At 37.9% G+C, this 26899-nt stretch carries 36 protein-coding genes; 20 read left to right on the top strand and 16 right to left on the bottom strand.

Going from position 1 to position 26899, the window contains the following annotated elements; genetic code table 11:
• Positions 1-105 precede the first annotated feature (105 nt).
• From CL42_RS04210 to CL42_RS04195, 4 genes are all read left to right on the top strand, one after another.
• On the top strand, positions 106-1818 hold the full coding sequence (locus CL42_RS04210) for a hypothetical protein (protein WP_035265497.1): 1713 nt from the start codon (positions 106-108) through the stop codon (positions 1816-1818).
• A 245-nt stretch (positions 1819-2063) separates the two neighbouring features.
• On the top strand, positions 2064-3521 hold the full coding sequence (locus CL42_RS04205; RefSeq protein WP_035265496.1) for a glyceraldehyde-3-phosphate dehydrogenase: 1458 nt from the start codon (positions 2064-2066) through the stop codon (positions 3519-3521).
• 189 nt (positions 3522-3710) lie between these two features.
• On the top strand, positions 3711-4469 hold the full coding sequence (locus tag CL42_RS04200; protein ID WP_035265495.1) for a hypothetical protein: 759 nt from the start codon (positions 3711-3713) through the stop codon (positions 4467-4469).
• 11 nt (positions 4470-4480) lie between these two features.
• Complete coding sequence (locus tag CL42_RS04195) at positions 4481-5161, top strand: hypothetical protein (RefSeq protein ID WP_035265494.1); 681 nt, start codon at positions 4481-4483, stop codon at positions 5159-5161.
• Positions 5162-5189: 28 nt separating this feature from the next.
• On the opposite strand, the gene CL42_RS04190 is transcribed toward CL42_RS04195, so the two are convergent.
• Entirely contained in the window at positions 5190-6053 is an 864-nt protein-coding gene (locus CL42_RS04190) for an SDR family oxidoreductase (RefSeq protein ID WP_035265493.1), read from the bottom strand.
• Between the two features lie 117 nt (positions 6054-6170).
• On the opposite strand from CL42_RS04190, the gene CL42_RS04185 reads away from it, so the two are divergent.
• A complete protein-coding gene (locus CL42_RS04185; protein ID WP_035265491.1) occupies positions 6171-6545 on the top strand; it encodes a winged helix-turn-helix transcriptional regulator in 375 nt (124 codons plus the stop codon).
• A gap of 55 nt (positions 6546-6600) precedes the next feature.
• Here the strand turns inward: CL42_RS04185 and CL42_RS04180 are convergent, their stop codons facing one another.
• Positions 6601-7782, bottom strand: a complete 1182-nt coding sequence (locus CL42_RS04180; RefSeq protein WP_035265489.1) for an MFS transporter — start codon at positions 7780-7782, stop codon at positions 6601-6603.
• Between the two features lie 257 nt (positions 7783-8039).
• Here CL42_RS04180 and cgtA point away from each other — a divergent pair, with 257 nt between their 5' ends.
• Together cgtA and proB are read left to right on the top strand one after the other, a co-directional pair.
• Positions 8040-9251, top strand: coding sequence for an Obg family GTPase CgtA (gene cgtA, locus CL42_RS04175; protein WP_035265487.1), 1212 nt, complete (start codon positions 8040-8042; stop codon positions 9249-9251).
• Between the two features lie 28 nt (positions 9252-9279).
• Positions 9280-10413, top strand: a complete 1134-nt coding sequence (proB, locus tag CL42_RS04170) for a glutamate 5-kinase (protein WP_035265485.1) — start codon at positions 9280-9282, stop codon at positions 10411-10413.
• Here proB and CL42_RS04165 read toward each other — a convergent pair.
• From CL42_RS04165 to CL42_RS04105, 14 genes are all read right to left on the bottom strand, one after another.
• Positions 10375-11085, bottom strand: coding sequence for an HAD-IB family hydrolase (locus CL42_RS04165; RefSeq protein WP_051586519.1), 711 nt, complete (start codon positions 11083-11085; stop codon positions 10375-10377). The two genes, proB and CL42_RS04165, sit on opposite strands and share 39 nt — an antisense overlap.
• Complete coding sequence (locus CL42_RS04160; RefSeq protein ID WP_035265483.1) at positions 11052-12257, bottom strand: DUF1615 domain-containing protein; 1206 nt, start codon at positions 12255-12257, stop codon at positions 11052-11054. Before CL42_RS04160 ends, CL42_RS04165 begins: the two co-directional genes overlap by 34 nt.
• A 470-nt stretch (positions 12258-12727) precedes the next feature.
• The gene (locus tag CL42_RS04155; protein ID WP_035265482.1) at positions 12728-13015 is read right to left on the bottom strand and encodes a pyocin activator PrtN family protein; all 288 of its coding nucleotides are present in this window, start codon (positions 13013-13015) and stop codon (positions 12728-12730) included.
• Positions 13015-13275: a hypothetical protein gene (locus CL42_RS04150; RefSeq protein WP_035265481.1), complete on the bottom strand. Its 261-nt coding sequence runs from the start codon at positions 13273-13275 to the stop codon at positions 13015-13017. The genes CL42_RS04155 and CL42_RS04150 overlap by 1 nt, the downstream gene beginning before the upstream one ends.
• Positions 13275-13547, bottom strand: coding sequence for a hypothetical protein (locus CL42_RS04145; RefSeq protein ID WP_035265480.1), 273 nt, complete (start codon positions 13545-13547; stop codon positions 13275-13277). The genes CL42_RS04150 and CL42_RS04145 overlap by 1 nt, the downstream gene beginning before the upstream one ends.
• Positions 13547-14377: a hypothetical protein gene (locus tag CL42_RS04140; protein ID WP_035265479.1), complete on the bottom strand. Its 831-nt coding sequence runs from the start codon at positions 14375-14377 to the stop codon at positions 13547-13549. The genes CL42_RS04145 and CL42_RS04140 overlap by 1 nt, the downstream gene beginning before the upstream one ends.
• The gene (locus tag CL42_RS17230; protein WP_171076749.1) at positions 14374-14520 is read right to left on the bottom strand and encodes a hypothetical protein; all 147 of its coding nucleotides are present in this window, start codon (positions 14518-14520) and stop codon (positions 14374-14376) included. The genes CL42_RS04140 and CL42_RS17230 overlap by 4 nt, the downstream gene beginning before the upstream one ends.
• A 7-nt stretch (positions 14521-14527) precedes the next feature.
• Positions 14528-15517, bottom strand: a complete 990-nt coding sequence (locus CL42_RS16440) for a hypothetical protein (protein ID WP_051586518.1) — start codon at positions 15515-15517, stop codon at positions 14528-14530.
• Positions 15514-16590 (bottom strand): ATP-binding protein, encoded by a 1077-nt coding sequence (locus CL42_RS04130; RefSeq protein ID WP_035265478.1) that lies wholly within the window; start codon positions 16588-16590, stop codon positions 15514-15516. Before CL42_RS04130 ends, CL42_RS16440 begins: the two co-directional genes overlap by 4 nt.
• Positions 16590-17018, bottom strand: a complete 429-nt coding sequence (locus tag CL42_RS04125; protein WP_035265477.1) for a hypothetical protein — start codon at positions 17016-17018, stop codon at positions 16590-16592. Before CL42_RS04125 ends, CL42_RS04130 begins: the two co-directional genes overlap by 1 nt.
• Positions 17019-17226: 208 nt before the next feature.
• Positions 17227-18078, bottom strand: coding sequence for a DNA adenine methylase (locus tag CL42_RS04120; RefSeq protein ID WP_035265476.1), 852 nt, complete (start codon positions 18076-18078; stop codon positions 17227-17229).
• 15 nt (positions 18079-18093) lie between these two features.
• Positions 18094-19776 carry an AAA family ATPase gene (locus CL42_RS04115; RefSeq protein WP_035265474.1) on the bottom strand — a complete coding sequence of 561 codons (1683 nt, stop codon included), beginning with the start codon at positions 19774-19776 and terminating at the stop codon, positions 18094-18096.
• Positions 19777-19902: 126 nt separating this feature from the next.
• Positions 19903-20115, bottom strand: a complete 213-nt coding sequence (locus CL42_RS04110; protein ID WP_035265472.1) for a hypothetical protein — start codon at positions 20113-20115, stop codon at positions 19903-19905.
• A gap of 21 nt (positions 20116-20136) precedes the next feature.
• Positions 20137-20865: an XRE family transcriptional regulator gene (locus CL42_RS04105; RefSeq protein ID WP_051586517.1), complete on the bottom strand. Its 729-nt coding sequence runs from the start codon at positions 20863-20865 to the stop codon at positions 20137-20139.
• Between the two features lie 112 nt (positions 20866-20977).
• On the opposite strand from CL42_RS04105, the gene CL42_RS04100 reads away from it, so the two are divergent.
• The 13 genes from CL42_RS04100 (at position 20978) to CL42_RS04045 (ending at position 26886) form a co-directional block, all read left to right on the top strand.
• The gene (locus CL42_RS04100; protein ID WP_035265470.1) at positions 20978-21196 is read left to right on the top strand and encodes a bacteriophage regulatory protein; all 219 of its coding nucleotides are present in this window, start codon (positions 20978-20980) and stop codon (positions 21194-21196) included.
• A 51-nt stretch (positions 21197-21247) separates the two neighbouring features.
• Entirely contained in the window at positions 21248-21700 is a 453-nt protein-coding gene (locus tag CL42_RS04095; RefSeq protein ID WP_035265469.1) for a phage regulatory CII family protein, read from the top strand.
• Between the two features lie 47 nt (positions 21701-21747).
• The gene (locus tag CL42_RS04090; RefSeq protein WP_035265467.1) at positions 21748-22005 is read left to right on the top strand and encodes a hypothetical protein; all 258 of its coding nucleotides are present in this window, start codon (positions 21748-21750) and stop codon (positions 22003-22005) included.
• Entirely contained in the window at positions 22002-22304 is a 303-nt protein-coding gene (locus CL42_RS04085) for a hypothetical protein (RefSeq protein ID WP_035265466.1), read from the top strand. The genes CL42_RS04090 and CL42_RS04085 overlap by 4 nt, the downstream gene beginning before the upstream one ends.
• Positions 22301-23245 carry a helix-turn-helix domain-containing protein gene (locus CL42_RS04080; protein ID WP_035265464.1) on the top strand — a complete coding sequence of 315 codons (945 nt, stop codon included), beginning with the start codon at positions 22301-22303 and terminating at the stop codon, positions 23243-23245. Before CL42_RS04085 ends, CL42_RS04080 begins: the two co-directional genes overlap by 4 nt.
• Entirely contained in the window at positions 23242-23502 is a 261-nt protein-coding gene (locus tag CL42_RS04075; RefSeq protein ID WP_035265462.1) for a hypothetical protein, read from the top strand. The genes CL42_RS04080 and CL42_RS04075 overlap by 4 nt, the downstream gene beginning before the upstream one ends.
• The gene (locus CL42_RS04070) at positions 23499-23909 is read left to right on the top strand and encodes a DUF559 domain-containing protein (protein ID WP_035265460.1); all 411 of its coding nucleotides are present in this window, start codon (positions 23499-23501) and stop codon (positions 23907-23909) included. Before CL42_RS04075 ends, CL42_RS04070 begins: the two co-directional genes overlap by 4 nt.
• On the top strand, positions 23906-24064 hold the full coding sequence (locus tag CL42_RS17225) for a hypothetical protein (RefSeq protein ID WP_171076748.1): 159 nt from the start codon (positions 23906-23908) through the stop codon (positions 24062-24064). Before CL42_RS04070 ends, CL42_RS17225 begins: the two co-directional genes overlap by 4 nt.
• A gap of 12 nt (positions 24065-24076) precedes the next feature.
• A complete protein-coding gene (locus tag CL42_RS04065) occupies positions 24077-24592 on the top strand; it encodes a hypothetical protein (protein WP_035265459.1) in 516 nt (171 codons plus the stop codon).
• Positions 24593-25274: 682 nt separating this feature from the next.
• On the top strand, positions 25275-25448 hold the full coding sequence (locus CL42_RS17220; protein ID WP_171076747.1) for a hypothetical protein: 174 nt from the start codon (positions 25275-25277) through the stop codon (positions 25446-25448).
• A gap of 53 nt (positions 25449-25501) precedes the next feature.
• Positions 25502-25807: a hypothetical protein gene (locus CL42_RS04055; RefSeq protein WP_035265457.1), complete on the top strand. Its 306-nt coding sequence runs from the start codon at positions 25502-25504 to the stop codon at positions 25805-25807.
• A gap of 37 nt (positions 25808-25844) precedes the next feature.
• Positions 25845-26285 carry a hypothetical protein gene (locus CL42_RS04050; RefSeq protein WP_035265456.1) on the top strand — a complete coding sequence of 147 codons (441 nt, stop codon included), beginning with the start codon at positions 25845-25847 and terminating at the stop codon, positions 26283-26285.
• On the top strand, positions 26242-26886 hold the full coding sequence (locus CL42_RS04045; RefSeq protein WP_035265455.1) for a putative metallopeptidase: 645 nt from the start codon (positions 26242-26244) through the stop codon (positions 26884-26886). The genes CL42_RS04050 and CL42_RS04045 overlap by 44 nt, the downstream gene beginning before the upstream one ends.
• The last annotated feature ends 13 nt before the right edge of the window (positions 26887-26899 follow it).

Raw genomic sequence — 26899 nt, 5'->3', positions numbered from 1 at the left:
GATAAGAATAATTACTTATTCTTTAAAAATATTTGTGACACAATTAACTAAAACATAAAAATGTGATAAATTTGTTAAATCAATAATAATTCTAATTTAACAATCATGATTCAGTACCAAACAAGAGCAGCATTATTACAGATGGAGCCTAGTCTGGATTTAAACTGGCAAAGACTCTTAGAGCGTATATTTCAACATTCTGATAGTGATGTTCGCGAAGAAATTGATCGTCAAATTCTCAAACCTAAAGATATATTTTGGAATCGTGTGAATAACACGTTCGAATATAAAGTCACGACGTCGCTGGGAATTTTAAAGCACAGTTTTTCTAGTGAAAGAATGCGCTCCATTGCAGCAAAGTTATGTCAATCTATCCAATGGTTGAAGGAGATGACGGATTGCGTACAAGTGGCGGACTATTTGGAAAATGCGCTGTATCAAATTGACCAGATTGCTGTTGAGGATAATTTAAAATTACAACGCGAAAAAATGCTAATGCGTCGGGTTTTTTTGCAAGATGTTGCTAAGTTAATTCGTGAATTAAATCTTGAAACACCAGTTGGAGCTCGCCAGTTAACTTCAGCTCAGATTAAGAGCTTTATGATAGAAGTATTTATTAAGCAACAATTACTGGGGTATTGGTTTAAACCGCTTCTACCTAGAAGCTCATCGATCATGGAGCATCCTTTTTTTGCACAATGGTTGCTGAAAGAACAGTCCATTCGACACTTTGATATTGTTAAAACCTCTGAATTTCTATTCGTCATCGCACCAACCAGTCAGTTTGAACAAAATCCATTTTCGATCCGCCGTTTTTTATTTGAAGATCGAATGGAATACAACCAACAAATTTATCTCAATGGGTTAGTTCTGGATATGCGCCGTTACAATGAAGAGGGGTATATCAAACAGTTTATGGAACACGTGCAGATGATGGTTACTATTCAGCATCAAGTGCATAAAGATGTCATTCAAATTGTGCATGAATTTGAAGATGTTGCTGAACAGAAGATATTACCGCTTTTGACACAAAATTTAGGAATGGCTGGAAGTAATAGTGATTTTGTAGCCAAACAGCATTTACGTAAGATAGAGCAAGTATTGACTGTCGAATTGCTACAACCTCTTGTGGTGGCTTTAGAACAGCATTTATCACATATTGAAGAATATGAGCATCTGTTTAAAAGTGTGCATCGCATATTTTCAGATATTCTGGCCAATTATAAAGATTTTAAACAACAGCCTTCATTATTTTTTAATTCCTCAGTTCAGTTGTTTGAATACAAGTTGTTAGCCTATTTAAAATTACTTGAAAAGCGTAAAGATGAAATATTTGTACCATTGAATATGTATGAGCGAGGAGTCATGCATGAGCGCTCCAAGAAACCTTTAAATGTATTACAAGAAGATTTAAGCCAACATATACAAGATTACCGAGAAATGCTGTCACATACGATGCGTTTGAAACGAGACTATGCTGAAGTGCAAGGCTCATTTTTAAAAAGAATGGTGGCTGGAGAAAAGTTAGAAAAAGAACTTCAACAAACTTCATTGGCCATGGTGAAAATCAAAAAGCAGGCTTATCTAGATATTTTAAGTGTGCCTAAGAACTACCGTAAATATAGTATATTTATTGAATTTGAAAGTTTTTCAGCTACAAGTGATTTTGAGCGACATTATGCATTCCCTTCGGGGCAAAATGGTTTAACTAAGCTTCCAGTATTGGTCAAACTCCCAGAAAACTTAGAAGATTTTAATTTAGAAGATTTAAATATGATGTTGAGTCAGGATATTTCGGCTTCCCCTTTATTTAGTTGAACTGACTGCAACTCAGTGACGAAATTGGATTTGTAGGCTTAATGATCAGTATTTGATATCTAAATGAAATCATTTACCCAAAAAATTATCTTGTAATTCAATGGCTAAAATATATTTTTTATAAAGAGAAAATTGCTTTAGTAAAAAATAAACCGAGTTTTCATTTCAACTCTGAGTTAATTCCTTTACAATTGTGGGGTTTTGAAATTTATGCTTAGATTTACAATTAATTAGAGGACGTATCTGTGAGCAAAGACACTATCGTTGCCCTACATGCAGAGCACCAAGGTCGCTGGAAAAACCGTGAAGAACTCGCGGAACGTATGATTGCCCTTGTTGGTCAGTTATACCGTGAAAAAAACATCGTAGCTACAGTATACGGTCGCTCTTTAATTAACCGCTCGGTTATCCAAATTCTTAAAGCTCACCGTCGTACACGTGTTTTAGATGTTGAACTTTCTGCTGTAGATACTTTCCCAATCCTTGAAGCATTGGTTAAAGTACAAAATATCGGTACAGCTGAAATCGATTTAGGCAAACTCGCTGTAGAATTTAAAGCAAAAGGTGGCGATGTAGATGCATTCGTTGCTGACGCTGTTAAATCACTACAAGGCAATGCTGCATCTGTTGAGCATAAAGATGTTGTGCTTTATGGTTTTGGTCGTATTGGTCGTATCCTTGCACGTCTTATGATTGGTCAGTCTGGTCTTGGTCGTGGTCTAAACCTTAAAGCGATTGTTGTTCGTAAATCATCTGATGGTGATTTAGAGAAACGTGCTTCTTTACTTCGTCGTGACTCTATTCATGGTCCATTTGCAGGTACGATTTCTGTAGATGAAGAAAACGAAGCAATTATTGCGAATGGTCAATTCATCAAAGTGATCTATGCATCTAACCCATCAGAAGTGGATTACACTGCATATGGTATTGAAAATGCATTGGTGATTGATAACACTGGTAAATGGCGTGATTCTGAAGGTCTTGCTCAGCACCTTAAATGCCCAGGCGCTGCACGTGTGATCTTAACTGCACCTGGTAAAGGTGAGATGAAGAACGTTGTGTTTGGTGTAAACCAAGCTGACATTCTTGATGAAGACACAATCATCTCTGCTGCAAGCTGTACTACTAACGCGATCACACCGACGTTGAAAGTACTTCATGACAAATATACAGTGATTAATGGTCACGTCGAAACAGTTCACTCGTTCACGAACGACCAAAACTTGATCGACAACTATCATAAAGCTGACCGTCGTGGCCGTGCTGCAACGTTGAACATGGTGATCACTGAAACGGGTGCTGCTAAAGCAGTTGCTAAAGCACTTCCAGCGCTTAAAGGCAAATTAACTGGTAACTCTGTACGTGTTCCAACACCTAACGTGTCTTTAGCAATCCTTAACCTGACTCTAGATAAAGAAGTTGATCGTGATGAAGTGAACGAATATATTCGTCAAATTTCTATCAACTCTAATCTTCAAGGTCAAATTGGTTATACAAATTCTACTGAAGTTGTATCATCTGACTTTATCGGTTCACGCACTGCAGGTGTTTTTGATGCGCAAGCAACAATTACGTCTGGTAACCGTTTAACAGCATATGTATGGTACGACAACGAAGTAGGTTATAGCTGCCAAGTTCTGCGTATTGCTGAACAAATGGGTGGCGTAAGCTATCCAAAAGTACCTGCTGAAACAAATGCATAATTTGTAAAGCATAAAAAGAGCCTCTTTCGAGGCTCTTTTTTATTTGCCTAAATTTACGTAATTAAGACTTTAGAGCAATATGGTTTCTTCAAAATAAGTGGTTTAATATTGAAAAATTGCGTATTTGTTCACATAAAATATGGATTGTGAGCAGGTGATTAAAAAAATAAGTGTTAAAGGATTATATTTTTGCGCATTAAATATCTTGTCATTGGCTTCGTGCTGATTGCTTTGGCTGCCGCGAGTGGTATAGCAATTGCCTTATGGGTTTTTCAACATTTTAAAATTTACATTCCACTAGAAGATCAAGCCGTGAATATTGATCTTCAGGAGCCATTGCAAGCGAAAGTTCAAATCCATGATGCTTTGGATGTAAATGTGACAGGTCGCGTGAAAACGACCATTCCTATACGTGAAAATCTTTCTATTCCTGTACAACAGACATTGAATCCTATGGTTCATTTCGACAATCAAGTACCAATTAAAACGGTTATTCCAGTCCGTGAAAATTTGATTGTGGATCAAAATTTAGCAGTAGATACTAAAGTTAAGGTTCGCATTTTGGGCAAAGATATTACATTGCCATTGAAAGGGGCGATTCCAATTAAACTTGATGTACCTGTTGAAATGGATGTTCCCTTAGATCAAATGGTTCACTTGAAATTTCAAGCACCTGTTCAAGCTGATTTAAAAGAGAATCTACGCATCCCATTAAAAACGGATTTAGATGTGGATATACCAGTACAAGGTCACTTGAATGCACCAATTAAAACTGCGTTAGAGGCTTCAGTCGAAGTACAAAATACTTTGCCAATAAAAATACAAAAAGGTGAGTTGGTTATCCCACTCAATACCTTAACATTACAAAAAAATCAAAAAGGGGAAGCAGCATCACTCATTAAAGTTCAGAAGGATGATCAATCTGCTGAATCGGTGAAAGCCCAGTGAGCTCGAGAAGCATGAGTGCTAAAAAAATAGTGGGATATGGTTCGCTCTTATTTATTATCGTGGCAAGCATTGTCGCCGTAGGTTTTTGGCTATATCTCAATATTCAAGCATCTGTTCAAGTCAGTGCGAAGAATGCAAGTGTACAGTTGTCAGAATCATTGCCGACCAAAATTGATGTTGGGAATTATCTTGAGGTACAAGCGATTGGCGCATTAAATACAGAAATTAAAGTACAGGAAAATATTGATTTAGATTTGCAGGGTAAATACAAAACCAATCTCAAGTTTAAAGTCGAAGTCCCTGTTTCTGTGAGTGTGGATTATCAAACGAAAGTAAAAATCGATCAAACGATTCCCATTAGTGCAACAACAGATTTGGTATATAAAACACGATTTTTACCTAAATTTCCGTTAAATTTAGATTTGCCTATTCAGCTTGAAGTTCCATTTCATTTAAAGCGTACTTATCAGGTTCCGATTACGATTGATTTTGATGGTCCTGTGTATTTAGATTTGCATGAGCAGCTTGATGTGGATATTGATCATGTTTTCAAACCTGTATTGCATTTAAATGATCCAATTTTGATGAAGGATGTATCTAGTTTTAGAGCAACAATGTACAACTTGGAGCGTGAAACAAAAGCAAATTTAGATATGAACTTGGATTTACCTCTGCGCAATATTAAAAAGTAAAAACTCCCCTTTAAGGGGAGTCTATTCTCTAAGCATTCAGTGCTTGCTGAATGCTTTCACGAATCGATGTAGTTTTTCGACCAATTAAATGTTCAAGATCTTTGCGTTCACTGTACATCGCACCATGGGCGGTGTGAAGATCTGCATCTACAATGACGTCAATGAGACCTAGTGGTAAACCAGCTTGAATTAATCCTTGACGATAATCTTCTGGAGATAAGTTTTGATATTTCACAGGCTGTTGTGAAAACTCAGAAAGTAGGGTCGCAAAATCATTTAAGCTAAAGCTTTCGCTACCAGCAAGCTCGTAAATTTTGTTCAAATGTTGAGGTGATTCATCAGTTAATATTTGAGCTGCAGCAGTGGCATAATCCAAACGAGAAGCTGAACTAATCAAACCATCTTGAGCAGCTCCGTATACCATGCCTGTTTCGATTTGATGGGTGAGTGCAGATAAATAGTTTTCGCTATACCAATTATTTCTTAAGAAGGTGTAGGTAATAGAACTTTCTCGTATTAGTTTTTCTGTTTCTCGATGTTCATTGGCTAAGCCAAGCGGAGAGTGATCTGCATTCAGTAAGCTGGTATAGATTAAGTGAGGAACTCTAGCTTGAATCGCAGCATCAATAACAGCCTTGTGTTGTGGAGTACGACGACCAATTTCATTGGCAGAAATGAGCAGAAGTTTATCAACATCCTGAAGGGAATTTGCGAGATCATTTGGCTGATCATAATCAAATTTTCGTACTTGAATATCTTCAGAAAATAAAATTTTAGCTTTTTCTGGGTTGCGAACCAAAGCAATAATTTCATGCTCGCTATGAAGTTTTTTAAGTTCTTGAACAACTAAACGACCTAATTCACCAGTTGCACCTGTAATCGCAATTTTCATTTTAATTTCCTCTCATTGTGGCTAAAAAATAAACTTGATGCAGGCATATTAATCTGTTAACTTACTTAATGAAAGTACGTACCTAAAAGTAAGTTATTAACTGTTAAGAGAAAAATGATGAATACATATGCGCATAGTGATTTATTAGGTCAAGTTTTATCCAGTGAATGTCCTTCTCGTGAAATTTTGGAGCATCTGACCAGTAAATGGTCAGTACTCGTCCTAAGTTGCTTGAGTGATGGTGTGCATCGTTTTAGTGAGCTAAAACAAAGAATTGAGGGGGTGAGCGAAAAAATGTTGGCTCAGACACTAAAAACCTTAGAAAAAGATGGTTTTATTTTGCGCACTGTTTATCCAGTAGTTCCTCCAAAGGTGGAGTATCAACTCACTGTATTGGGTTCAAATGCAGCGATGAAATTAAATGAGTTGATCCATTGGATTGAGCGAAATTTACCCGAGATTTTGGAAAATAAGGCACTTATTACGCGATAGTTATATTTCATCATTTCGTTATCGCTCAGTTTAAAGTGTGTACTGAGCGAGATGTTTATATGGTTTTCATGATCTTAAAATCATAACGATCAATACATAAAATTAAAATTGAGAAAAACAGCCCCAAAGCAATGCAACCAATCCATGCATAATGTTCCCAAGCATAGACAGCACCTAAAGAACCTAATGCAGCGCCTGAAAAATAAATGGTCATATAGACAGCATTAATTCGTGAGCGTGCTTGACCATCAATACGATAGACTAGATTTTGATTTAAAACATGAAATGCAGTGAGACCAAAATAGCTCATCAATACGCCAAGTGCATAAATGAAGATGTTCTGTTGCGCGAAATATAATGGAATACAAGAGAACAGCATCAAGGTGATACATAATTGAGCGACAAATTCTTCTTTCCCTTTGCCAACTGTTTTACCAGACCAACTCGAGGAGTAAATTCCGATAATACCTAACAGACCAAATAGACCAATTTGAAAATCAGTAAATTGATATGGGGCACTCCCTAAAACAAAAGTCATCGATGTAAACACCATTGAGAGAATGCCAAATCCTAGGGCACCCGCGCAGGCACGGCGTATGAGATGCGGATTATGCTTTGCGATGCTCCAAAGTGATTTGTAAATATCGGTGACTTGTAAATGCGAAGCAGGTTGAGTGTTGGGGAGTTTTTTCCACATTAAACATGCAAAACATAAAGTCAAAATACCACTAATGAAATAAACGCCTTCCCAAGACCAATAAGTTGAAACAAAGCCGGCAAATGTCCTAGATAAAATAATCCCCATGACCAATCCGCTCATGAGTTTACCTACAACTGCCGAGCTTAATTCCGGTGGGCTAATGGAAGAAGCAAATGGAATTAATACTTGTGCTGATATGGCTCCAAATGTTGCACAAAGGGTAAAGATATATAAAGTGCTAATATCTGAGCTGAAAGACAAAAGGATCTGCGAAATTGCCGCAAATATCATTAAACTCACAATGAGTTTTCGTTTATTAAAAAAATCTCCAAGGGGTACCAAAAGCATGAGTCCGAGCATATAACCCACTTGAGCGATAACTACGGTAAATCCAGCTTGGCTGGTCGAAATTTCTAAACTTCTTTCGATTGAATAAATCAGTGGTTGATTGAAATAGGCTGAACCTGCACAGACACCACAGGCCAAAGCCATAATAAGCACGAATTGTGAGGATAAAGGGGTAGCAGAGCGATCCATGTCAAAATCTTAGAGTGCAATTTAATGCACTATAGGCATTATCTTGTGGTTTAAGAAATAAATAAAACCAATGATGTCATTTGATAAAACAATGAGTAATGAATAAATCAAATTTATTGCAGTGATACACCAAAATATTAAAGACTCAATTTATGAAAAAAGTCGCTAACTTATTCTCAACCTGCATAAATATAGTCGAGAAATACTTTAAAATATGGCAGAATAGGCGGTTTTAAAGTTTTTAGAGGATTGGCATTATGCGCTTTGTTGATGAAGCAGTCATTACCGTAGAGGCTGGCGACGGTGGCAATGGCGTAGCCAGTTTTCGCCGTGAAAAATTCGTACCATTTGGTGGTCCAGATGGTGGTGATGGTGGTCGTGGTGGCAGCGTATATATTCAAGCTGATGACAACACCAGTACGCTTGTAGATTATCGTTATACCCGTAGATTTCGTGCTGAACGTGGTAAAAATGGTGCTGGCGCAAACTGTGCAGGTCGCGGTGGTGAATCCGTAACACTATATGTTCCAGTAGGAACAACAATTGTAGATACTGAGTCTGGCGACATCATTGGTGATTTAATTGAAAATGGTCAACGTGTTCTTGTTGCTCAAGGTGGTGACGGTGGTTTAGGTAACACTCACTTTAAGTCATCAACGAACCGTGCTCCACGTAAATGTACACATGGTAACAAAGGTGAGTTCCGCGAAATTCGCCTAGAGCTGAAAGTTTTGGCAGATGTTGGCTTATTAGGTATGCCAAATGCGGGCAAATCAACATTTATTCGTGCTGTCTCTGCAGCAAAACCAAAAGTAGCAGATTACCCATTTACAACTATGGTACCTAATCTTGGTGTTGTAGATGCAGATCGTCACCGTTCATTTGTAATGGCTGATATTCCAGGTTTGATCGAAGGTGCTGCAGAAGGTGCAGGTCTTGGTATTCGCTTCTTAAAACATTTGGCGCGTACTCGTATTCTTCTACATATCGTAGATGTACAGCCGATTGATGGATCAGATCCAGCTTATAATGCTAAGGCAATTTTAAATGAACTTTTAAAGTTCTCTCCAACATTGTCAAAACTCCCAGTGGTGTTGGTTTTAAATAAAGTAGATCAGTTGCCTGAAGACTCAAGAGATGAGTGGTGTAATCACATCCTTGAAGAGTTGAAATGGGATGGTCCAGTATTTAAGACTTCAGGCTTGATGTCTGAGGGAACCAAAGAAGTCGTTTATTATTTAATGGATCAAATTGAACAACAACGCGAACGCGAAGTTGAAGATCCAGAGTATGCAGCAGAAATGCAAGCATTCCGTGATCAGCTTGAAGCTGAAACACGTGAACAAACCATTGCCGCTAAAGAGGCTTATCGTGAAATGCGTCGTAAACAACGTCTTGCCAGTCAAGAGGATGACGATTTTGACGATGATGAAGATGATGGCGAAATGGAAGTGTACTACGTACGTTAATCTCTTTATATAAGAGACAGAGGACAAGATGATAGAAGTGGTAGATGGGCAACGTCAGCTCAAGGGTTGCAAAAGAATCGTTGTTAAAATCGGATCATCTTTACTCACAGCAAACGGAAAAGGTTTAGATATAGATGCAATCTCGCATTGGGCGGGGCAAATTGCAGATCTACACAATGCAGGGCATGAGATTATTCTCGTGTCTTCCGGTGCTGTGGCTGAAGGTATGGTTCGAATGAAACTTGAGAATCGACCCACGGATCTACCCAGTCTTCAAGCTTGTGCTGCCATTGGTCAAATGGGGCTGATACAAACTTGGTCAAGTGTATTGTTGAATCACAATATTCAATCTGCCCAAGTTTTATTGACTCATGATGACTTGGCTGACCGTCGCCGTTATTTGAATTCTTGTGATGCTTTACAACATTTAATCGATTGGAAAGTGATTCCAGTGATTAATGAAAATGACACTGTATCTACTGATGAGATTCGATTCGGAGACAATGATACTTTAGCTGCAATGGTTGCAGGCCAAGTTCATGCTGATTTATTGATTATTTTGACAGACCAAGAGGGGATGTTTGATTCAGATCCTCGCTCAAATCCTAATGCGAAGTTGTTTCATACAGTTCGCGCATTAGATGAAAGTTTGTTTGATATGGCAGGTGGTGGTGGTAAGTTTGGTCGAGGTGGAATGCTGACCAAAGTACGTGCTGCTCGTTTAGCTGCGAAATCAGGATGTCCTACACTGATTGCCAGTGGAGACAGTAATCATGTGTTAACTCGATTAATGTCGGGTGAAATGCTAGGTACGTTGTTTATCACTGATAATGATCGAATCACTGCTCACCAACAATGGTTAGCTGCGCATTTGCAAACTGCAGGGCGATTGGTGATTGATGATGGTGCTGTGAAAGCGATCAAAGAAAATCATCGGAGTTTATTGCCTGTAGGTGTGAAAGCAGTTGAAGGGCATTTCGAGCGTGGTGATGTGGTGGAGTGTGTGGATCAGCAACGGCATCGCGTCGCAGTTGGTCGTGTCAACTTTAGTTCACGTAGCGCTGAAATTGTCAAAGGCTTACCCTCAGATAAGGTACACCAAGTTTTAGGTGAAGCACGTTCATTAGAAATGATCCATCGCAATCATATGGCAATCTATTAATTTCTTATTAAAAAAAAGCTCGCTTAGGCGAGCTTTTTTTGTTGGGTCAATATCGGGTAATTGATGAGATGATCCGACCATATAAGGATAATCAGCCATATCCAACATCGCTTGATCCTCATAAGAATTTCCATAAGCATAAATTGATTGAAATTGGTCTACATCATATTGCTTGAGTATGCGCTTTCTTTTTTCTTCGCCACTACAATCAGGAGAGGAATAATGACCCGTATAAAACTGATTGAGCACTTCAGTTTCAGTACAAATCAAATCTACATTTAAAATCTGAGAAATGGGTTTTAAATAAATATCAATCGATGCAGAGACAATCGCAATGCGGTCACCACGGAGTTGATGCTTTATCAGTTGTTCATAAATGGGTGAGTTTAAATGTTGTTGTAATGAATAGGCGTATTCAAGTGCAATCGAGTCAGCATCAGATTTATAGAATCCAGCAAACATTGCCTTGAATAGCTTAGGGCGCATTGCATGCGCGGGGTAAATATTTAAAAAATAGGCTTGAATCCAAGGCAGGGTTTTTAGTCCTTGCTTAACAATATGTCGTTTTGATAAGGCGTAAAAGATAAAGCTCGTAAAACTATCTTTTTCACACAGTGTTCCATCAAAATCAAATAACGCTAGGTTTTGATTCTTTTTGCTTTCTGCATACATGTTTGATATCGACCGTTAACTCGCGTAGCAAACCAGTTGGTATTGTAGTCGCGACTAAGCTTAGGACCTGAAATAACCACTTCAGGCATAATGGCATAAAATTTTTCTTTTCCAATTTTCTTTTCGTAAAGCTCAGTCACAGCTTTATAGGTTTGCGTATCTTCAAACTTTTTCTCTTTTTCTTTCTTTAAATCAGCTCGAATTTGACGAGGTGTAATAAATACATTATTTGCGGCAAATACATTGATAAGTTCTTGTTCAGATTGACTCTTTTCAGCTTTTGGATTGCCATTTTTATTGTACAGTAATAAGTCTCCATCAAGCGTTAACTCCGCTGCTGTTAATTCATTGAGCATGCTTTGGAAAGCGGCGTTACGACTTGAATACATGCCTGAATTGTAGTCTGCAAAGCGATATATGGGTTGATCATAATCTGCTGGATACATCATCAGGCGGTGAATACCATAATAGAGTCCGCCATATTGACTATAAAGGTCTGATCTTAGATCTGCGATACTTCCACCTTGGCGCTTATGATCTTTTGCATAGCTAATATGAACTTGCATAGAGCCTAAAGTGGTAATGGGATTTAGTTTTTCACCAATATCTTGACCAACGAGTTTAGCTGCACCAGTGAGTGCACTGACATGGTAGTGTTTTGCCATGTGAGCAAAAATCTCACGATACAATTCATCTAATTCTCGTTCGGTGGAAACTTTTCGCATTTGTTTTAGATAATTGTCTTCAGGTGTTGGTTGATTTTTTAAGACTTCTTGGAAATACCCCGCAACGGTGCCTCCGATACTATCTCCTAATTTATCTTTAAATTTTTCATCTAAACGATCTTCAATTTCTTTAACTGCTTTGGCACCTAGTCCGGGTACATGGGGATCTGCAACAAAATTAGATTCTTGATCGACTACAGCAATAATGGTACACACATTTTCTTTCGTTTGGGGTATACCGAGTTGCTCGGTTATTTTATAAATATCCTCGGCCCATGAACCACGATTATTAACGCGGCCAGGAATGAGTTTTGAGATTTGTTCTGCATCAATCGTTTTATCTTGTGTGTTCCACCATGATGAGTCACCACAAGCACTCATGAATAAACTTAATGTAGCAACACTACAGGCTTTAAAAATTACATTAGAGCGAAAGCTATTTTTCATAAATGCAAAGTATCAGGGATAAAGATTCTAGCGAAGTATACTATTTCATTCACGATTTGTGAGAACTTATATGTATACAAGATAATGGCAGCATGCTTCAAATATAAATCTAAGTGTTGAGCTTAAGTTCATCCATTAACATTCAAGCAAAATGAGATAAAACATATTTTTAGTTTCAAACGTTATATAATTTAATGCTTGTATCTAATTTCAATCTCTCAATGAGTGCAGATTTAAAAAGTTAAGCATTCTGAAACTGTTTCATCATCATTGGTATTATTCATGTCTCAACATCCTGTGATCCGTGATTTATTTGATCGCGAAAAAACAACTCCTGTTTTTGTAGCACCCATGGCAGGTGGGATAGATTTAAAGTAAAAAATTATAATTATTATATATTTGGTATGTATCCGCATGGTGCAAGGTGCAAATATGGTGCAACCATGCGGGATATTTTGAAGAATTCACCATTAATGGTTCATTGCTTCCCAATCTTTCTTAGACTCTTTTTGTATTGATTCAAGCCAGAAAGCCACATCACTTAAATGAACATAAAAAGGTGAGTTACGTCCATCTGATTTGAATGCAGGAAATGGAAGTGTACATTTATTTGCACGCTTGTTCGCCTGTTCAATTGTAAGATGAGGCAAGTAATCAGGCAAGAGCTCTTCAAGTTTGATCACTGGCTTACGATACTTCATCAAAAGCATGAAGCCAATATCAACTGGATCCTCAACTCGTTTGGCCAGTGCACCCATTAAGAAACCTCCTGTAAACTTTGGACCAGTGGATTTTCTAATTCAGCTTTCAGCTTTTTTAACTGTTCGAGGCTGTAGCTGTATTCTTCACCAGTCTTGATTTTAATTTCGATACACACACCTGACTCTTCAAGTGTCAGCCCAAGCACTTTCATACTTGGATCATCTTCATAGTCATCAAATTGCTTCTGAAGCTCAGGGAGAATTTTATTAATCAGATCCAAACTAAGATTCAGCGGATTTTCAGTTTTCTCAAGCATCACACCACCTCATCTTCAAGAAAGGTTGTTTCATTCCACCAATTTGGGTTTTCTGCTAAATGTTTTGCATGTTCTTCAGTTGTGCCATCCCACACTTCAAGAGTGATGGCTTCAGCAATACATTCACCAACTGTTTCAAAAACTTGAATGGCTTCCTGACGCAGACGATTAACGACTTGCTCACCTAATTCTTTAGATGGAATAGGGTATAAAATTTCTTCTGAATCTGGCTCTTCAGGTATATTCACAGCCCATAATTTATTATTTTCCATCACGCCACCATTTCTTCAGTTTTGATCATCGTTGCCACCAATGTTTCACCATCAGTGGTCCATTCGATACGATTAAAATCAAAATACTCCATGAGCGCTTGACCGATCTGATCTTGAGTTAGTTCCAGTGTTGAAGTCTGAACAATCTGAGTTTCAGCCAATTTCATCAGAGCATTTAAAACTGGTTTATTTGAAGCTGTCATTTTGTTTTCCTTAACTGGTTGCTCAGGCTCAATGATCTGAGGTGCATCGACTTGGGTTGAATCAGCCACCACAGATGTGTGGAATTCAATGATTTCTGAAACTGGCTGTTTAGGTTCAGGCTGTGTCAGTTCAGATTTAGGTTTGAACAGTGTGTAGATATAACTGCCTAGTTTTCCAGAACGTTCAATTTTTTTGGCCTGTGTCAGCTTGTAGGTCAAATTTGAAAATTGCTTATCTGAAATTTTTAATACAGCCTGAATATCAGTTTTATTTAGACCGTCAGGGAAGTCCTCAAGCAAATTCAGGAATGCTTCACTGATATTAACTGCAGTTGGTTCTTCTGAAGGTTTAACCGGTGCACTAGGCTTAGCAGTTGGAGCAACTTGAGGCTTGTTTTGAATTTCAACCTTAGGCTTGCCTTTTAAAAAGAACACGCCGTCTTCCTGGTCAACGTCGATCACAGCTAGAACATTTTTAACGGTTTTGATGCTTAACTGACAGATCGTCATAAGTTGTGCAATCGACAAGCCCAGCGGATCCTTTTCTAAAGCAGCAATCACTTTGTTTTTAGCTTTCTGTAAGCGTTGTTCGTTTTCTTCTTTTTGGATGTCTTTTACAGAGCTCATTTCATTCTCCAAGTCGCTTCTTTTAACTTTGCATTGATGACCAAAGTATCAATTTCACCAACGCCTACATTTTCAAAAATATGGGTCATTCTCGCCCCGAACACTGTGAGTGTTCGGGTAATAGAGGAATAGTTGAATTTCATAAGGCACCTATGCATCTGCATGTTGCATTGCAGTCTTACGCTCAGCGTAGATTCGCAATAGCTCTTGGTGATCTTCAGGGTTGAGTTTTGCAGCTGGTATCGCAGGTGCAAGACGTTCCAATGCTTCAATAGAATCCATTTCTTGAATTTTACTGATCAGCATCTTTTTCTTTTGGTTATAAAGCATGTCGATTGGATAACTTGATTGGCCACTACCTGACATTGCATCTTTATACATTGTGTCCTGAACTGCGCTCTTTGCTTGATCGTCAATTAAATCAATCAAGCTAGGTTGCTCAGTTTCAGTGATTTCGTTTTCCACTGGCTCAGGTTGGGCAGTAATCACAGGTTGTTTAGCTTCAAAAAAGCTTTCACGTTTTTCAGCAATACGCTGCTTTAATTGCTCATATTCAACGTTGCACAATTTATGTTGATTGCCATCAAGATTGCGCTCAACACCCTGTAAATCATAGTCAGAAGAACATTTATTAATAGCATCGATAAACTTTTGAATGACTGGATCTGCTTCATCAAGTACTTCATCAACTGAATCTGATTCAGCCTGTGTAATTGATTCGATTTCATCTTGAACTTGTGCTTCAACAGCTGGTTGCGTTGTGCCACTACCGATCACGATTAATGCTTGTGCATGAATGACGGCATGTTCTTGCTCAAGGTGAACTTGGCCACGTTGTAATAGTGCTAAATCCAAGTCTGAGTTTTTCCATTTGAATGACTTGCTAAGCTCTTCAGTCAACAAAGATGGCGCAAAGCATTGAGTACCTTTTGCTGGCGCTTCTTTCAAAGGCTCAGGTACCTGCATTTCACCAATGGTGATGAACGTCAGCGCAATACGGAATTCATACTCAGGATTCACCATAATTGTCGCTGGGAAGTTATCCAGGGAATCAAATTCAGTTGTTTGTTTATGACGCGCTTCAATTTTTTGACCTGCAGAAAGTGCTTCAAAGGCTTCTTTACCATTTAAAATTTTCATGCTGACCATCCCTCCATATCTGATTTCGCCTGACAGGCGTTTAAAATTTGTTGTTCGTACTTTGTGCCTTTGAAGTAGTCCGCAGGCCGATTTAGATCATTGACGTGATTAGCATTCCGAATATCTCTCAACGCAGCCTGATAATCATTTTCTAGGCGTGCTTCATTTTCAGCATGTAGCTGTTGTTCATTAGCTCGTTGTGCTTGTTGGTTACGCTGGATGATTGCGTGAATGCCTGCGCATGTTTCATCAAACTTCTGCTGTTGAACATCGTGAAGACTATTTAGACCTCGTTTGGCACAATACTTTTCAATATCAATTCCAGCTTGTTGCATAAGTGCCTCAAGTTCTAAGAATTGATTGCCATTGATACACGCATTAGCAGATCCAGAGTTCAACCATTGTTTAAGTAGTACACCAGCCTGTTCAGAAAGAAGCATGGGTTCATTAAAAATGCGGGTACGATCTTTTGTTCTAACTGCATAGTTATCGTGAGTTAGATCCAGAACGGTGGTGAACTCATATTCGATACCATCACGCTGCTCAGCTTTCATCCCCACTTTTTCTACTTTCTTTTTACCGTTACCTGCATCAACCTGAACGGTATCCATCTTGCTGCGCATGGTCACAATGATATTGATGCTAGATTGAAGCATTGCATCGATAAACTTACGGTGTCTTGGTGTAACTTGGCTCCATGCACCCCAGCTATTACCCTTGAAAGTTGTGCTGGCAAGTTTGTCTACAATCTCCAAACAACCGCCAACGCCGGACCATTCATGAGTAATGCTATCTAGAATTAAGGTGTCGAAACCTGCTTTTTCTGCAGCATGAATAGCATCAATAAACTTTTCAGGAGTGTAGGGAGGTTGAATGTTCGCATGCTCAAACTCAACAATATCTTCATACAGCTCAGCACTACTATTTTCTGTATCAGCGACAGCAATTTTCCCACCAATTCCTTTAGCTAAAAGAAGTGCACCTAAGGTTTTACCTGAGCCGGTAGGCCCAGCAAGAGCAAGGCGTAATTTTGCATTTTTACGTTGCGCTTTTTTAAAAAATACAGTCGACATTAAACACCCCCTAGCATGCGATTCTTGTGCATGTGAGTGATCAACATTTGATTAATGTTGTAATGGTCATTGTGATCTGTGAAATCTGATACAGAGTTACCTAAGACATCGTGAATTTTGTCGATTGTCAGCGATGTAATCATTGCATCGTCAAATTCACTACCAGGAACGCCGTAATCATTCGTGAATTTTTCATAGTCGAATGACACGTCGAGCGTATATTCATCAAGACGTACTACAGCGTAGCCAGTCGTTTCAGAGGTCAGTTTTAGGGCTGCAACTGATGTTTGATTAGGTACATAGCTTGAATAGCTAAGCTTTAAATCTGTCGCTTGAGGTTGTTTAGTGAAGACTAATGCACCAATCGTTACACTTGATACTAATAAACTTACCGCGACGGTATTGAATGGGGTGAAATTTAGATTCATAATTGATCTCGCAGTTTGCAAAGCACACTTGATTTGACGGTCGGTGTGCTTTTTTTGTTTTGATAATTAAAGCATACTTTAATAAATTAGGTGTGTAAAGCATACTTTAATAATTATTTTAAACTTTGCTTTAATTTGTGCTTTAATAGGCAAAAGAAAACCCACCGCTGGGGTGGGTTGGATGGATTTAAGCAATAGCTAAATTAAGTTACTGTTGATGTTGTTTAGATGGGATATTAACTTTTTTTATATTGTCGCAGTAGATCATTACTTCAGAGCCTTTAACCTTATAATAGGCACTATAGTTAAGTTCATAATCTTCTTGGCGATACCCTAAATAAATTTCTTTAATTTCTGGGCAATTATCATAAGAAACTATCCATTTTGTTCTTACTTTATCTAAAGCTTTTCGAATTTGTACATGATCTTCATGAACATAAAAATTACGATATAAACCCTGACCTTTGACGTAGTAAGGAGGATCTAAATAAATGAGAGAATTTTCCGGAAGTAAAGAATCTACTTTGCTTAATAACTCTAGAGCATCATAGTTGTAGACTTTGATGCGCTCCTTAAACTCTCCAATTTTTTCAATTCGCTTGGCTAAATTTTCTTTATGAAAACGCGCATCAAGCTTATAGTGGCCATCCTGATTTTTACCACCAATTACTCCACCTTTTAAGATCCCTGAACGGTTAGTACGATTTAAAAAGAATGCAGCGAAGCCATGTTCAAGTTCAGAATGTTCAGTGGGAGCAGAAAGAATAGCTTTTTGTTTATACCATTCTTCAATAGTTACTGGAGTATCATACAAGACCTTTAGGAATTCCTCTGTTTCTAAAGTCACTGATTTCCAGAAATTATAAACAGCTCTGTCAAAATCATTGATATGTATATTTTTACAATACTCACTAAAGAGCAAATCTAAAGCTACACCTGCACCTCCCGCGAAAGGCTCGAGATAATCGCCCGAAAGATGGTTTATTTCCATCAGATCTTTTACAAAGGGCGCAAATTTGGCTTTTCCACCAGGATAGCGTAGCGGGGTTGAGAAGCGCATAAAGATTTAGAGCCTTTAGTGTAAGTGTGCAAGAACTTCGAAAAATTCTTGTTTAAATTTTTGAACTGATGAATCGTTCTCAGCGCACCATTTTTCAATAATTTCCATATTATCAAAATGTGTGGTATTGGTGTTAAACCATTTTTTCATAATTTCATTATTAGACATATCACTTTGATTTAATTTGAGTATATTTTGTTCAACATAATCGGATGTATACTTACAATTCTCCCAAAAATCTAAGTTATCATAGTAATTTTTTAATTTGTCATTGAGATAACTATAAATAATATTTTCAGGATTTCTTAAATAAGGAGGAGTGGAGGGGGTAAATGATTTATCCCCAGGTAACGTCAGAATATTCTTTTGAGAAAGTACATATTCCAGATAAGTTGATTTAGTAACGATATCATTATCAAGAATAATAACTACATTCTTAAAATAATCATCTGCTTTATTTAATTTTATTAGAACATCACAACCCAGTGATGCTGAAGTTAATTTAAGAGAACGACCAAACTCAATAAGTTCGTCCTTTAAGTTTAAATATTTCATTATTTTTTCGAAGAAAAAACAAGCTTCTTTATCTTCAAAATAAACTTTAATTGATGGTAAATCTTTAACCTCTTCAATACTAAGAAGCATATCATTTTTAATTTTTTCATATGTTGGAAATGGCATTGGCCTTGGCATTCGAGTATCTTGTAAATAAACTACTGAATCCTTTGGCTCTTCAAACTTACTTTGGTCTTCTTGATCTTTAAGAACAGATTTAATGATAGTAAGAGAGTGTGTCGTAGCCATAATTTGCAGTTTCAGGTCTCTTCCTTGTTTTTTTAATACTTCAATAAGATTCATTTGAGCTTTAGGATGAAGCCCCGACTCTATTTCATCAATAACTAAAATTCCACCAATATAAGCTTCTTTTAATTCTCTTTTTAATTTATTAAAAGAGGCTAAAGCAGTGACGATTGCACTGACAGAATCTTGCCCTAAAGATATAGATAAAGTATTGAAATCCATATTTGGTACTTTAGATCTTTTTTTACTTCCTTTGAAATCATGGTCAATTACTTCAGAAGCAGAAACACTATTTATTCTAATTATTTTATTGAATATTTCATGTATAAACCTTTTATCTTCATCGTCCATATTTTTAAGAATTTTTTTGCTGATATCAGCATCTTCAAACTCCCCAATTGGGGTCATTCGACTCATTCCTAAATATATAGTTGGTAAAGGTATTTTACCATCGCCAGCACCAATTCCAATTTCTTCACTTTGTTCGCGGTCTTCACTTCTCGGAATTAAACGAGGCCTTATTGTTGATAACGTAGTATTTTTACTAATATTGCATTTCTTTTTATGGATTGCACAAAAATCAAAGCCTTCCTTATTTTGTGTTTCAATATAATAAGTAAGGATTGCATGGCCACGATGACCTGGGGGTAGTATTTCAGAATCATCTAGATAAAATAATTCTTCAAATTTTGATTGATAAGTTTTTTCAAAATACGATTTATAATCTGCAGATTTAATTCCTGAACTGTTTGCTATTATTCCAAGAATTGTTGATTTACCAATAGCATTATGCCCAGCTATTAAAGTTATTCTTTCAGTAATAGGTATACTAAAATTTTTTAATTTTCTTATACCTATTTCATCAAAGGATAATTTAGATAACTTTATATATTTCATTACCGCCCCAATAAAAATAAATTCAATAAATTAAAGTTGTAAAATCATAAAATGAAAGTAAATAAAATTTTAAACATCCCTATACAATCCAACTACCTTACCCAAGCCGCATTAGCGGCTTTTTTATCAATCTTTCTTATCAACCATTTTTTGACCCAACTTTCCCTCATTGCACAGCTGGATTAATTGCTCATTACTAAGCACAGGGATGAAATGAAGGTCGCCAATTTCTTCTGAGAGAATTTTAACTTCTTCAGGGTTTAGCGTTAGCGGTTCGTTAGCAGCTGCAGCACTGTTAATACGCTCTATGATTTGATTCATTATTTGTTTTGGGTGCATAAGTATTCTCTATTTTTAAATTTATCCCGCCCGCCAAAACTGGCGACCTATTACTTTAAAATTCCTTCCATTTTCTTCACTTACAATTCTGTCTGGAAACTTCTCGTTTAAGCTATGAAGCACTAAAGAGCCATCAGCTTCTTTAAATATTTGCTTCAACATGCCTTCTCCAGCCAAATACACAGCGTAAATTTCACCATCAATAATATCGGTTTGCGCTAGGTTGATACCGACCAAGTCACCATCCTTGATGAAATCCGCCATGCTTTCGCCTTTGGCTTTAATAATTTTCATGGTTTTTTCAGTAACGCCTTTTTCTTTCATAAACGTAGGTGAAAATGGGATTTTTCCATTAATGGTGTCAAAGTGAAATTCAATTGATTCGCCAGCGCCACATGAAAAGACAGCCTCAACAACATCGATCCACACAAATTCATCTTTGTAGTCTTCAGTTGTAACCACGGTTTCTACAGCAATAAGTGGGTCAAACTTAATTGTTGAATCAACATCGTCTAGCATTTTAAATTTTGAATCGCCAGCTAACCAGTGTGGGTTTACGCCCAAGTACTGTGCAGCCTTTGCGTTTTTTAAACTATCAAGTGAGTTGGTTTGCCCGTTTATCCATTGACCTATGGCAGCAACTGATACACCACAAAACTTTGCCATTTCACTTCTTTTTAATTTTTTTTCATTTCTGCTTGTCAAGAAATGGCTAATAGCAAGGTTAATCCTATCCTGAAGAGTGTTCATAAATAAAACCCACTTTAAATTTAAAGCTAGCTTACAACATGAATAATAAAGCTTGCTTGCAAATATTTATTAAAGTATGCTTTAAAAATAAAGCGTACTTTGAGGAATAAATGTGAAAGTACTGATTAAGACAAGTGATGCTATGAAATTTTTCAAAAATGCATCCCACTTAGCAGACGAGATTGGGGTTACTCCACAAGCTGTAAACCAGTGGGGGGTGTATGTTCCAGACTCATCCGTTGGAAAAATTATGGCTTTGATTCCGAGTATTCATTTCGAGATCCGCCGTGATAAGTCAGTTTCATCTATAGCTCCCGTATTAACTGCATAAATCAATTATTAACCAATTGATTTTATTTAAACACGTTCAAAGGAAGCCGATATGAACATCACTGATGCTGCATATAACACAGTTCACGATTATCCAGGCGGAGCAAATGCACTTGCGCCACGCCTTGGCATTAAAAGTCCTGCTGTGCTGAACAGCAAAGTCAATCCTAATACGGAAACCCATCATCTAACGCTTGTCGAAGCTTCAAAGTTAATCGCAATCACAGGGGATTGCAGGATTTTGCAAGCACTTAATGCTGAACACGGAAAGGTCTCAATTGATCTTCCTCAGATTCCTGAATGTAGAGATACGGCGCTAACAGATCTAGTTTTAAGCATAGGTAAGGGTGGTGGGGATGTATGTGAAGTCTTTAGGGAAATGATGGCAGATGGTCGAATTACGCAAGGAGAAGCCTTGGACATGTCTAAAGTCATACATCAACTGCATTTATTTTTAGCAAAGCTGGATTCGCAAATTCATGCATGCGTAGACGAAAAAGCCTGACGGTCGAGGTCAGGCTTTTAGGCATTCAATAATTTAGGAAATCATGAATGAAAACAAATCTATCACAAGACCTTATTCAAAACAATCCAAACACAGACTTCTTGACTGGTGATGTCGTGGTGTACATGAACCATATCAAAACTGATGACCTCGTGATGGTTGAGGCATTTCAACCTGCAGAATATTACTGGTTAGAAGGTGGCCAACTTGTACATCGCGCGGATATCCGACTGGCAACACCAGCAGAGCTCAAATTAAAACGCCGTTTAACAGATGCTGAAATGGCATTAGCGGAGGTTTCATGAATACTCAATTTCAAAAGCAACCTGACTATAAACAGCAACAAGGTGTGCAGTCATTCTATGAGCCGACACTGCAGTTGTTAAATGAAGTTTTAGCAGTAAAAAAAGAAAACCTTAAACGTCGTGGCTATAACCAGGATAACGCTGCAGTAACGAAAGAAGAACTCGCGCAAAGGATGGCATATCGCTTTCGCATCACAATCTGGTTAGCGCAGCAAGTTATCTTGAGTTTAATTAAGGCGGATCAAGTGGTGACATTTGGTGGTTATGTGAAGCCAAAGGAGAGTGAGGTAAATCCATGAGCTTAGATGCAACGGTATGGGCTTGGAAAACTGAAATGCCCACCAAAAAAGGCGGAGCTTTAAAACCCCTTAAAAAATTAGTATTGCTCTCACTTGCTGATCGTGCCAGTGAAGATCATTGTGCATATCCAAGCATGAGCAGATTGGTTGAAGATACAGAAATGGACCGTAAAACTGTTCTTAAAATCATCGATGAGCTAATCGAAGATGGATTAATTGCAGATACTGGTGAACGCAAAGGCCGAACTAAACAAGTTAAAGTCTATCAATTAATAGGTGTAAATGGCCGTGAAACAGCCCCAACAACGGTACCCTTTAATACTGAAAATGATGATTTAAAGAGTCCCAACAGTGGAACAGTTCCAACAATGGAACAGTCCCAACAATTCCATGAAAGAGTCCCAACAATTCCGTTAAAGGGTCCCAACGTTGGGACACGGAATCTTTCAAAGAATCTTTCAATAGAATCTAAAAATAAAAAAGGCTGGCTTTGCTTCAAAAAACTTCGTGAAGAAATTTTTTTGGCTGATCCCGATTTGGATTTTGAAATGCTCATGAACGCAACTTGGGGTGATCGTGAAAAACGTGCATTTGAAATCTACAACGCTGGAAAGAATCTCTGTGATGAACTGATGAATTTCCATTTTGCAGATTGGTTGATCAACGCATACCGCACCAAGTACTCAAATTCGAATGGCCATCAGAAATCAAACTCTACTGCAGAACCAAAATACCTCACAGAAAAACAGATCCAGGTGTTTGCTCAGAAATTAGCTAATCACCCAGAGTTTGCTGGTAAGTACGCTGAGCCAGGTGAGTCCTATGAAAACCTTGCAGCACGTATCGCGATGAAGCTTGAAAAACCTGAACAGGCTAAAAAGTGGGAATCCTATTTGAAACAGGTAGGTTTTAACGGCGTTTTAATGGGAGGTGTAGCGTGACTGAAGCTGATCGCACGATTACAAACCTGATGATCTTGAGAATCATATCTTCAACGAATGGAAGAATCTCTGTGAAACAAATTTTCGATGAGATTCAACCGAACATGGGAATTTCAATCCGTAGCCTGCAACGTTATTTGAATGGACTAGCGAATTGGGGGCTCGTGGAAAAGGATGGCCAAACTCCGCAGGGATTCAGATTGAGCAAATCAGCAAGGGAATTATTTGCTGATATCGCTTTTGGAAAATCAGTATGACAAGTATTTCCCTTGCTGAATATAAAAGCTTGTACGGCTCAAAAAGTAAAAATTTAATTAAGTCAAAATCTCCGCGCCGTGATAAGCAAATTGAAAGTATGGGAGAGTCGATATTAGCTTTACAACTTAAGGCGCACAGAATCGAATTTGAGAGAGAGTTTAAGTTTCACCCCAAACGTAAATGGCGTGCGGATTTTCATTTGATAGGTAAAAAAATATTGATTGAGGTTGAAGGCGGTATATGGAGTGGTGGACGTCACACTAGGGGCAAGGGGTATATCGGTGACATGGAAAAATATAATGCAGCAACGATGATGGGTTACCAGGTAATACGGTTTAGTACAGAGCAAGTGAAGTCAGGCTCAGCGATTGAACAAATTGAAAAGATGGTAGGGGATTTGGGATGAAACGTAGAAATAATGACTGGCTTTGGATTGCTGGTTTCATCTTGTTGATGATGCTTGTTGTTGCTGTAAACACATGGAATACGGTTCAGGTTTGTAAAAGTCAGGATGTGTACTGGGTTAATGGTACCCAACATACATGCAAATTATTTAAATAATTGGGTGAAGGAATGAATGCAGCGCTAACAATTATGCAAGCGACTAATTGGCAAAAATATAGTTTTGAAGAGTGGTCAAGACAGTTAGGCGCATGGATTAATGGTGATAATGAAAGATTAGTAATGATCGTGAAAACCATGCCTACAAAACGCATCACTCAAAAGCAACGTGAAGCATTGCTGGCAATGTATATGAAAGGTGAAAGTCTGGTTGATAGATTGAGAGTTAAGCGTACAGGCACATGTTGTCAAATTGATAATAATGAAGCACGTGCTATTCATAAACTGTATTTGGATTTACAAGTCATTGAAGATGAGGTTTTACAAGATTGGATTGGTTCAATTTGGTCGCATTATGTCATGGATGAATCGATACGAGATATTGCTGCTAGCAATGATACGTACGTATCTCAAATTCAACAGGATATAAAATGTGGTTTAGCTTTTATTAAATCTCGATATCCTCAATTTAGTTTTGAAAAATTCACCAAAAAACCAATCGTTTTAAAGTCTGATAATTGTGCTTGACGTGTATATACGGGGTATGGCATATTTGTGATATAGTGACCGAAGTGTACGTTGATACATGAAGTTAACTTAAAAGCTCGCCAAATGGTGGGCTTTTTTGTTGCCTAGAGAAATGTCATGTGTAAGCAATATCTAGGTAAATTAGGCGGCATTCCTTAATCGTAGTGGTTTAATGTGAAGCGCCGCCCACCTAATTCTAGGAGAACCACATGCTCCGTAAATTGCTTTGTATTTTAGGTTTTCATGGCGCTACTGAGATCGATTACACGATTGATGGTGATCAAATAAAAGTGTGCCGAGATTGTTTGAAAGGAGTTAAGTAGGCCCACTCATAGGAATGGATCACGTCTTGCTTTTTTTGATTCAATGTAAGTTAAGATTGAGGCCACAACTAACAATGCTCCAATTGCCATGAAAAATAAATCCTTTGTATAAATCCCAAGCCCAAAACCAATGACACCTCCAGTAAGTAATAATACGAAGAATATCAGTAAAAAAGTGTATTTCATAACTTTCATCACATTAAGGAAATAATCGAATGAATAGTAAAGTATTGTTGTTAATGTTGCATTAAAAAATAATTACATTTGCCGAACGGATTGCGGCATGCAAAACCCTGCTCAATTCTAGATATTGGCAGGGTTTTTTATTAATTCAACGTAGCGCCGTGCGGAGAGTATCGATGACAGACCGTGTACAAGCCAAACAAGATTTACAGTTCTGTTGTGCGGAGCTGGCGAAATATCAAAACCTCAGCCGTTCAGGTCTTAAGCGTCATCAAATGATTGCCATTGACGAAATCATGATTGAGCTGAAAGATCGCATTCGTAATTTACGGAATGTGCTTGAAAATTAATCAACAATCCATATATAACTCAGATAACAAATAAATATTTTATGAGGGGTTATATGGATTGGATTAAAGAAAAATGTGAAAGCCTTTTAGGGGTCTTTTTTGAGTTTCCGAGAGTGTTTATTCTTACTATGTTTTATGTGGTAGCTGCGCTTGTAGTAATGTTGGCTTTTTTCCCAGTTTTGCATTCAATCGCAACTTTTAATTTAATGGGTAATACACCATTTTACAATTTAATAGCGGATAATTATCACATCCTTAAATGGGGATTCTTGGCAGTACCTGCAGCAATTTTATTATGGGGTTGGGCAGATGCTGAAGATCTTTACCTAAAATTAAGAAATCGCAAATATCGTTTTTAAAAGAACCTCCTTCGGGAGGTATTTTTTTGGGTGAAATATGGATGAAAAAGCATATAAAGCCCTGACCGATAAATCCATTCCAAAGAAAAAACCACGTAATACGCCGTTGCCAAAAGCATCAGAAAAATACTTGGATGCTTTTGATCGCATCAAATACATGCTTGATCTATTGGAAATCAAATACGAAGAATATTTTCATTTCAAAAGCACGAAACATTGGCGTTTTGATCTGCATCTTATTGAATATCGAATGCTGATTGAAATCGCTGGTGGTCCATGGTCAGGTGGTCGTAAAGGTAAATTAGCTAAAAAAGCGTGGAGTGTGGATCGATATGACCATGCCGAAGAGATGGGTTATCGATTCCAACAATTCTTGCCTGCCGACATTATGATGGGTCGTGCGTATATTTGGTTGAAACAATTGAAGGCTTCTTATGGAACAACAAATTCGACCGTTTCCACCTCAAGATCTGATTGATCAAGCCGAAGATGAAGACGCTATTCGATTAGCACCTGCGCCTGAACTTTACCAGTGGGTAGTAAAGAATTGGCTCACCTTGGGTGGTGAACTTCACAACCCTGACCATGACCATATTGCTGAACTCATTCACGACAACGAAGAATTCCTTGCATTCGCATGGGCATCAAGTGCCGCCGTGTCAAAAAAGCGTATGGTCCTTGGTCAATGCGAAAAAGTGATGTTTAACCAAGGTGGATGGAAAAAAGCACGCCAAGAACAACAAATGCGAGATTGGTTCGGCTTTGTGCCTCAATACCTGATTACTGTTGATGCTGCATTCTGTGAGCAAGCTACTGATCGTGAATTCTGCCGTTTGATTGAACATGAGCTATATCACATTGGTGTAGAGCGTGATGAAGACGGCGAAATCATTTACAGCGATATGACTGGTTTACCTAAGCATTACTTAGCTGGCCATGACGTTGAAGTGTTCTTTGGTGAAGTAAAACGATGGGGAGCAGATGACTCTGTGAAGCGATTAGTTGAACTTTCAAAACAAGCGCCGTTTGTATCTGAAAAAAGTATGGCTGCGTGCTGTGGGAACTGTCTAATCGGTTAGATTCAAATTTTTT

It is taken from the genome of Acinetobacter sp. Ver3, from assembly GCF_000632455.1.
Classification (GTDB): Bacteria; Pseudomonadota; Gammaproteobacteria; order Pseudomonadales; family Moraxellaceae; genus Acinetobacter.
Note: the sequence above shows the minus strand (reverse complement) of the source record. Positions and strands in the feature narration are given on the sequence as shown.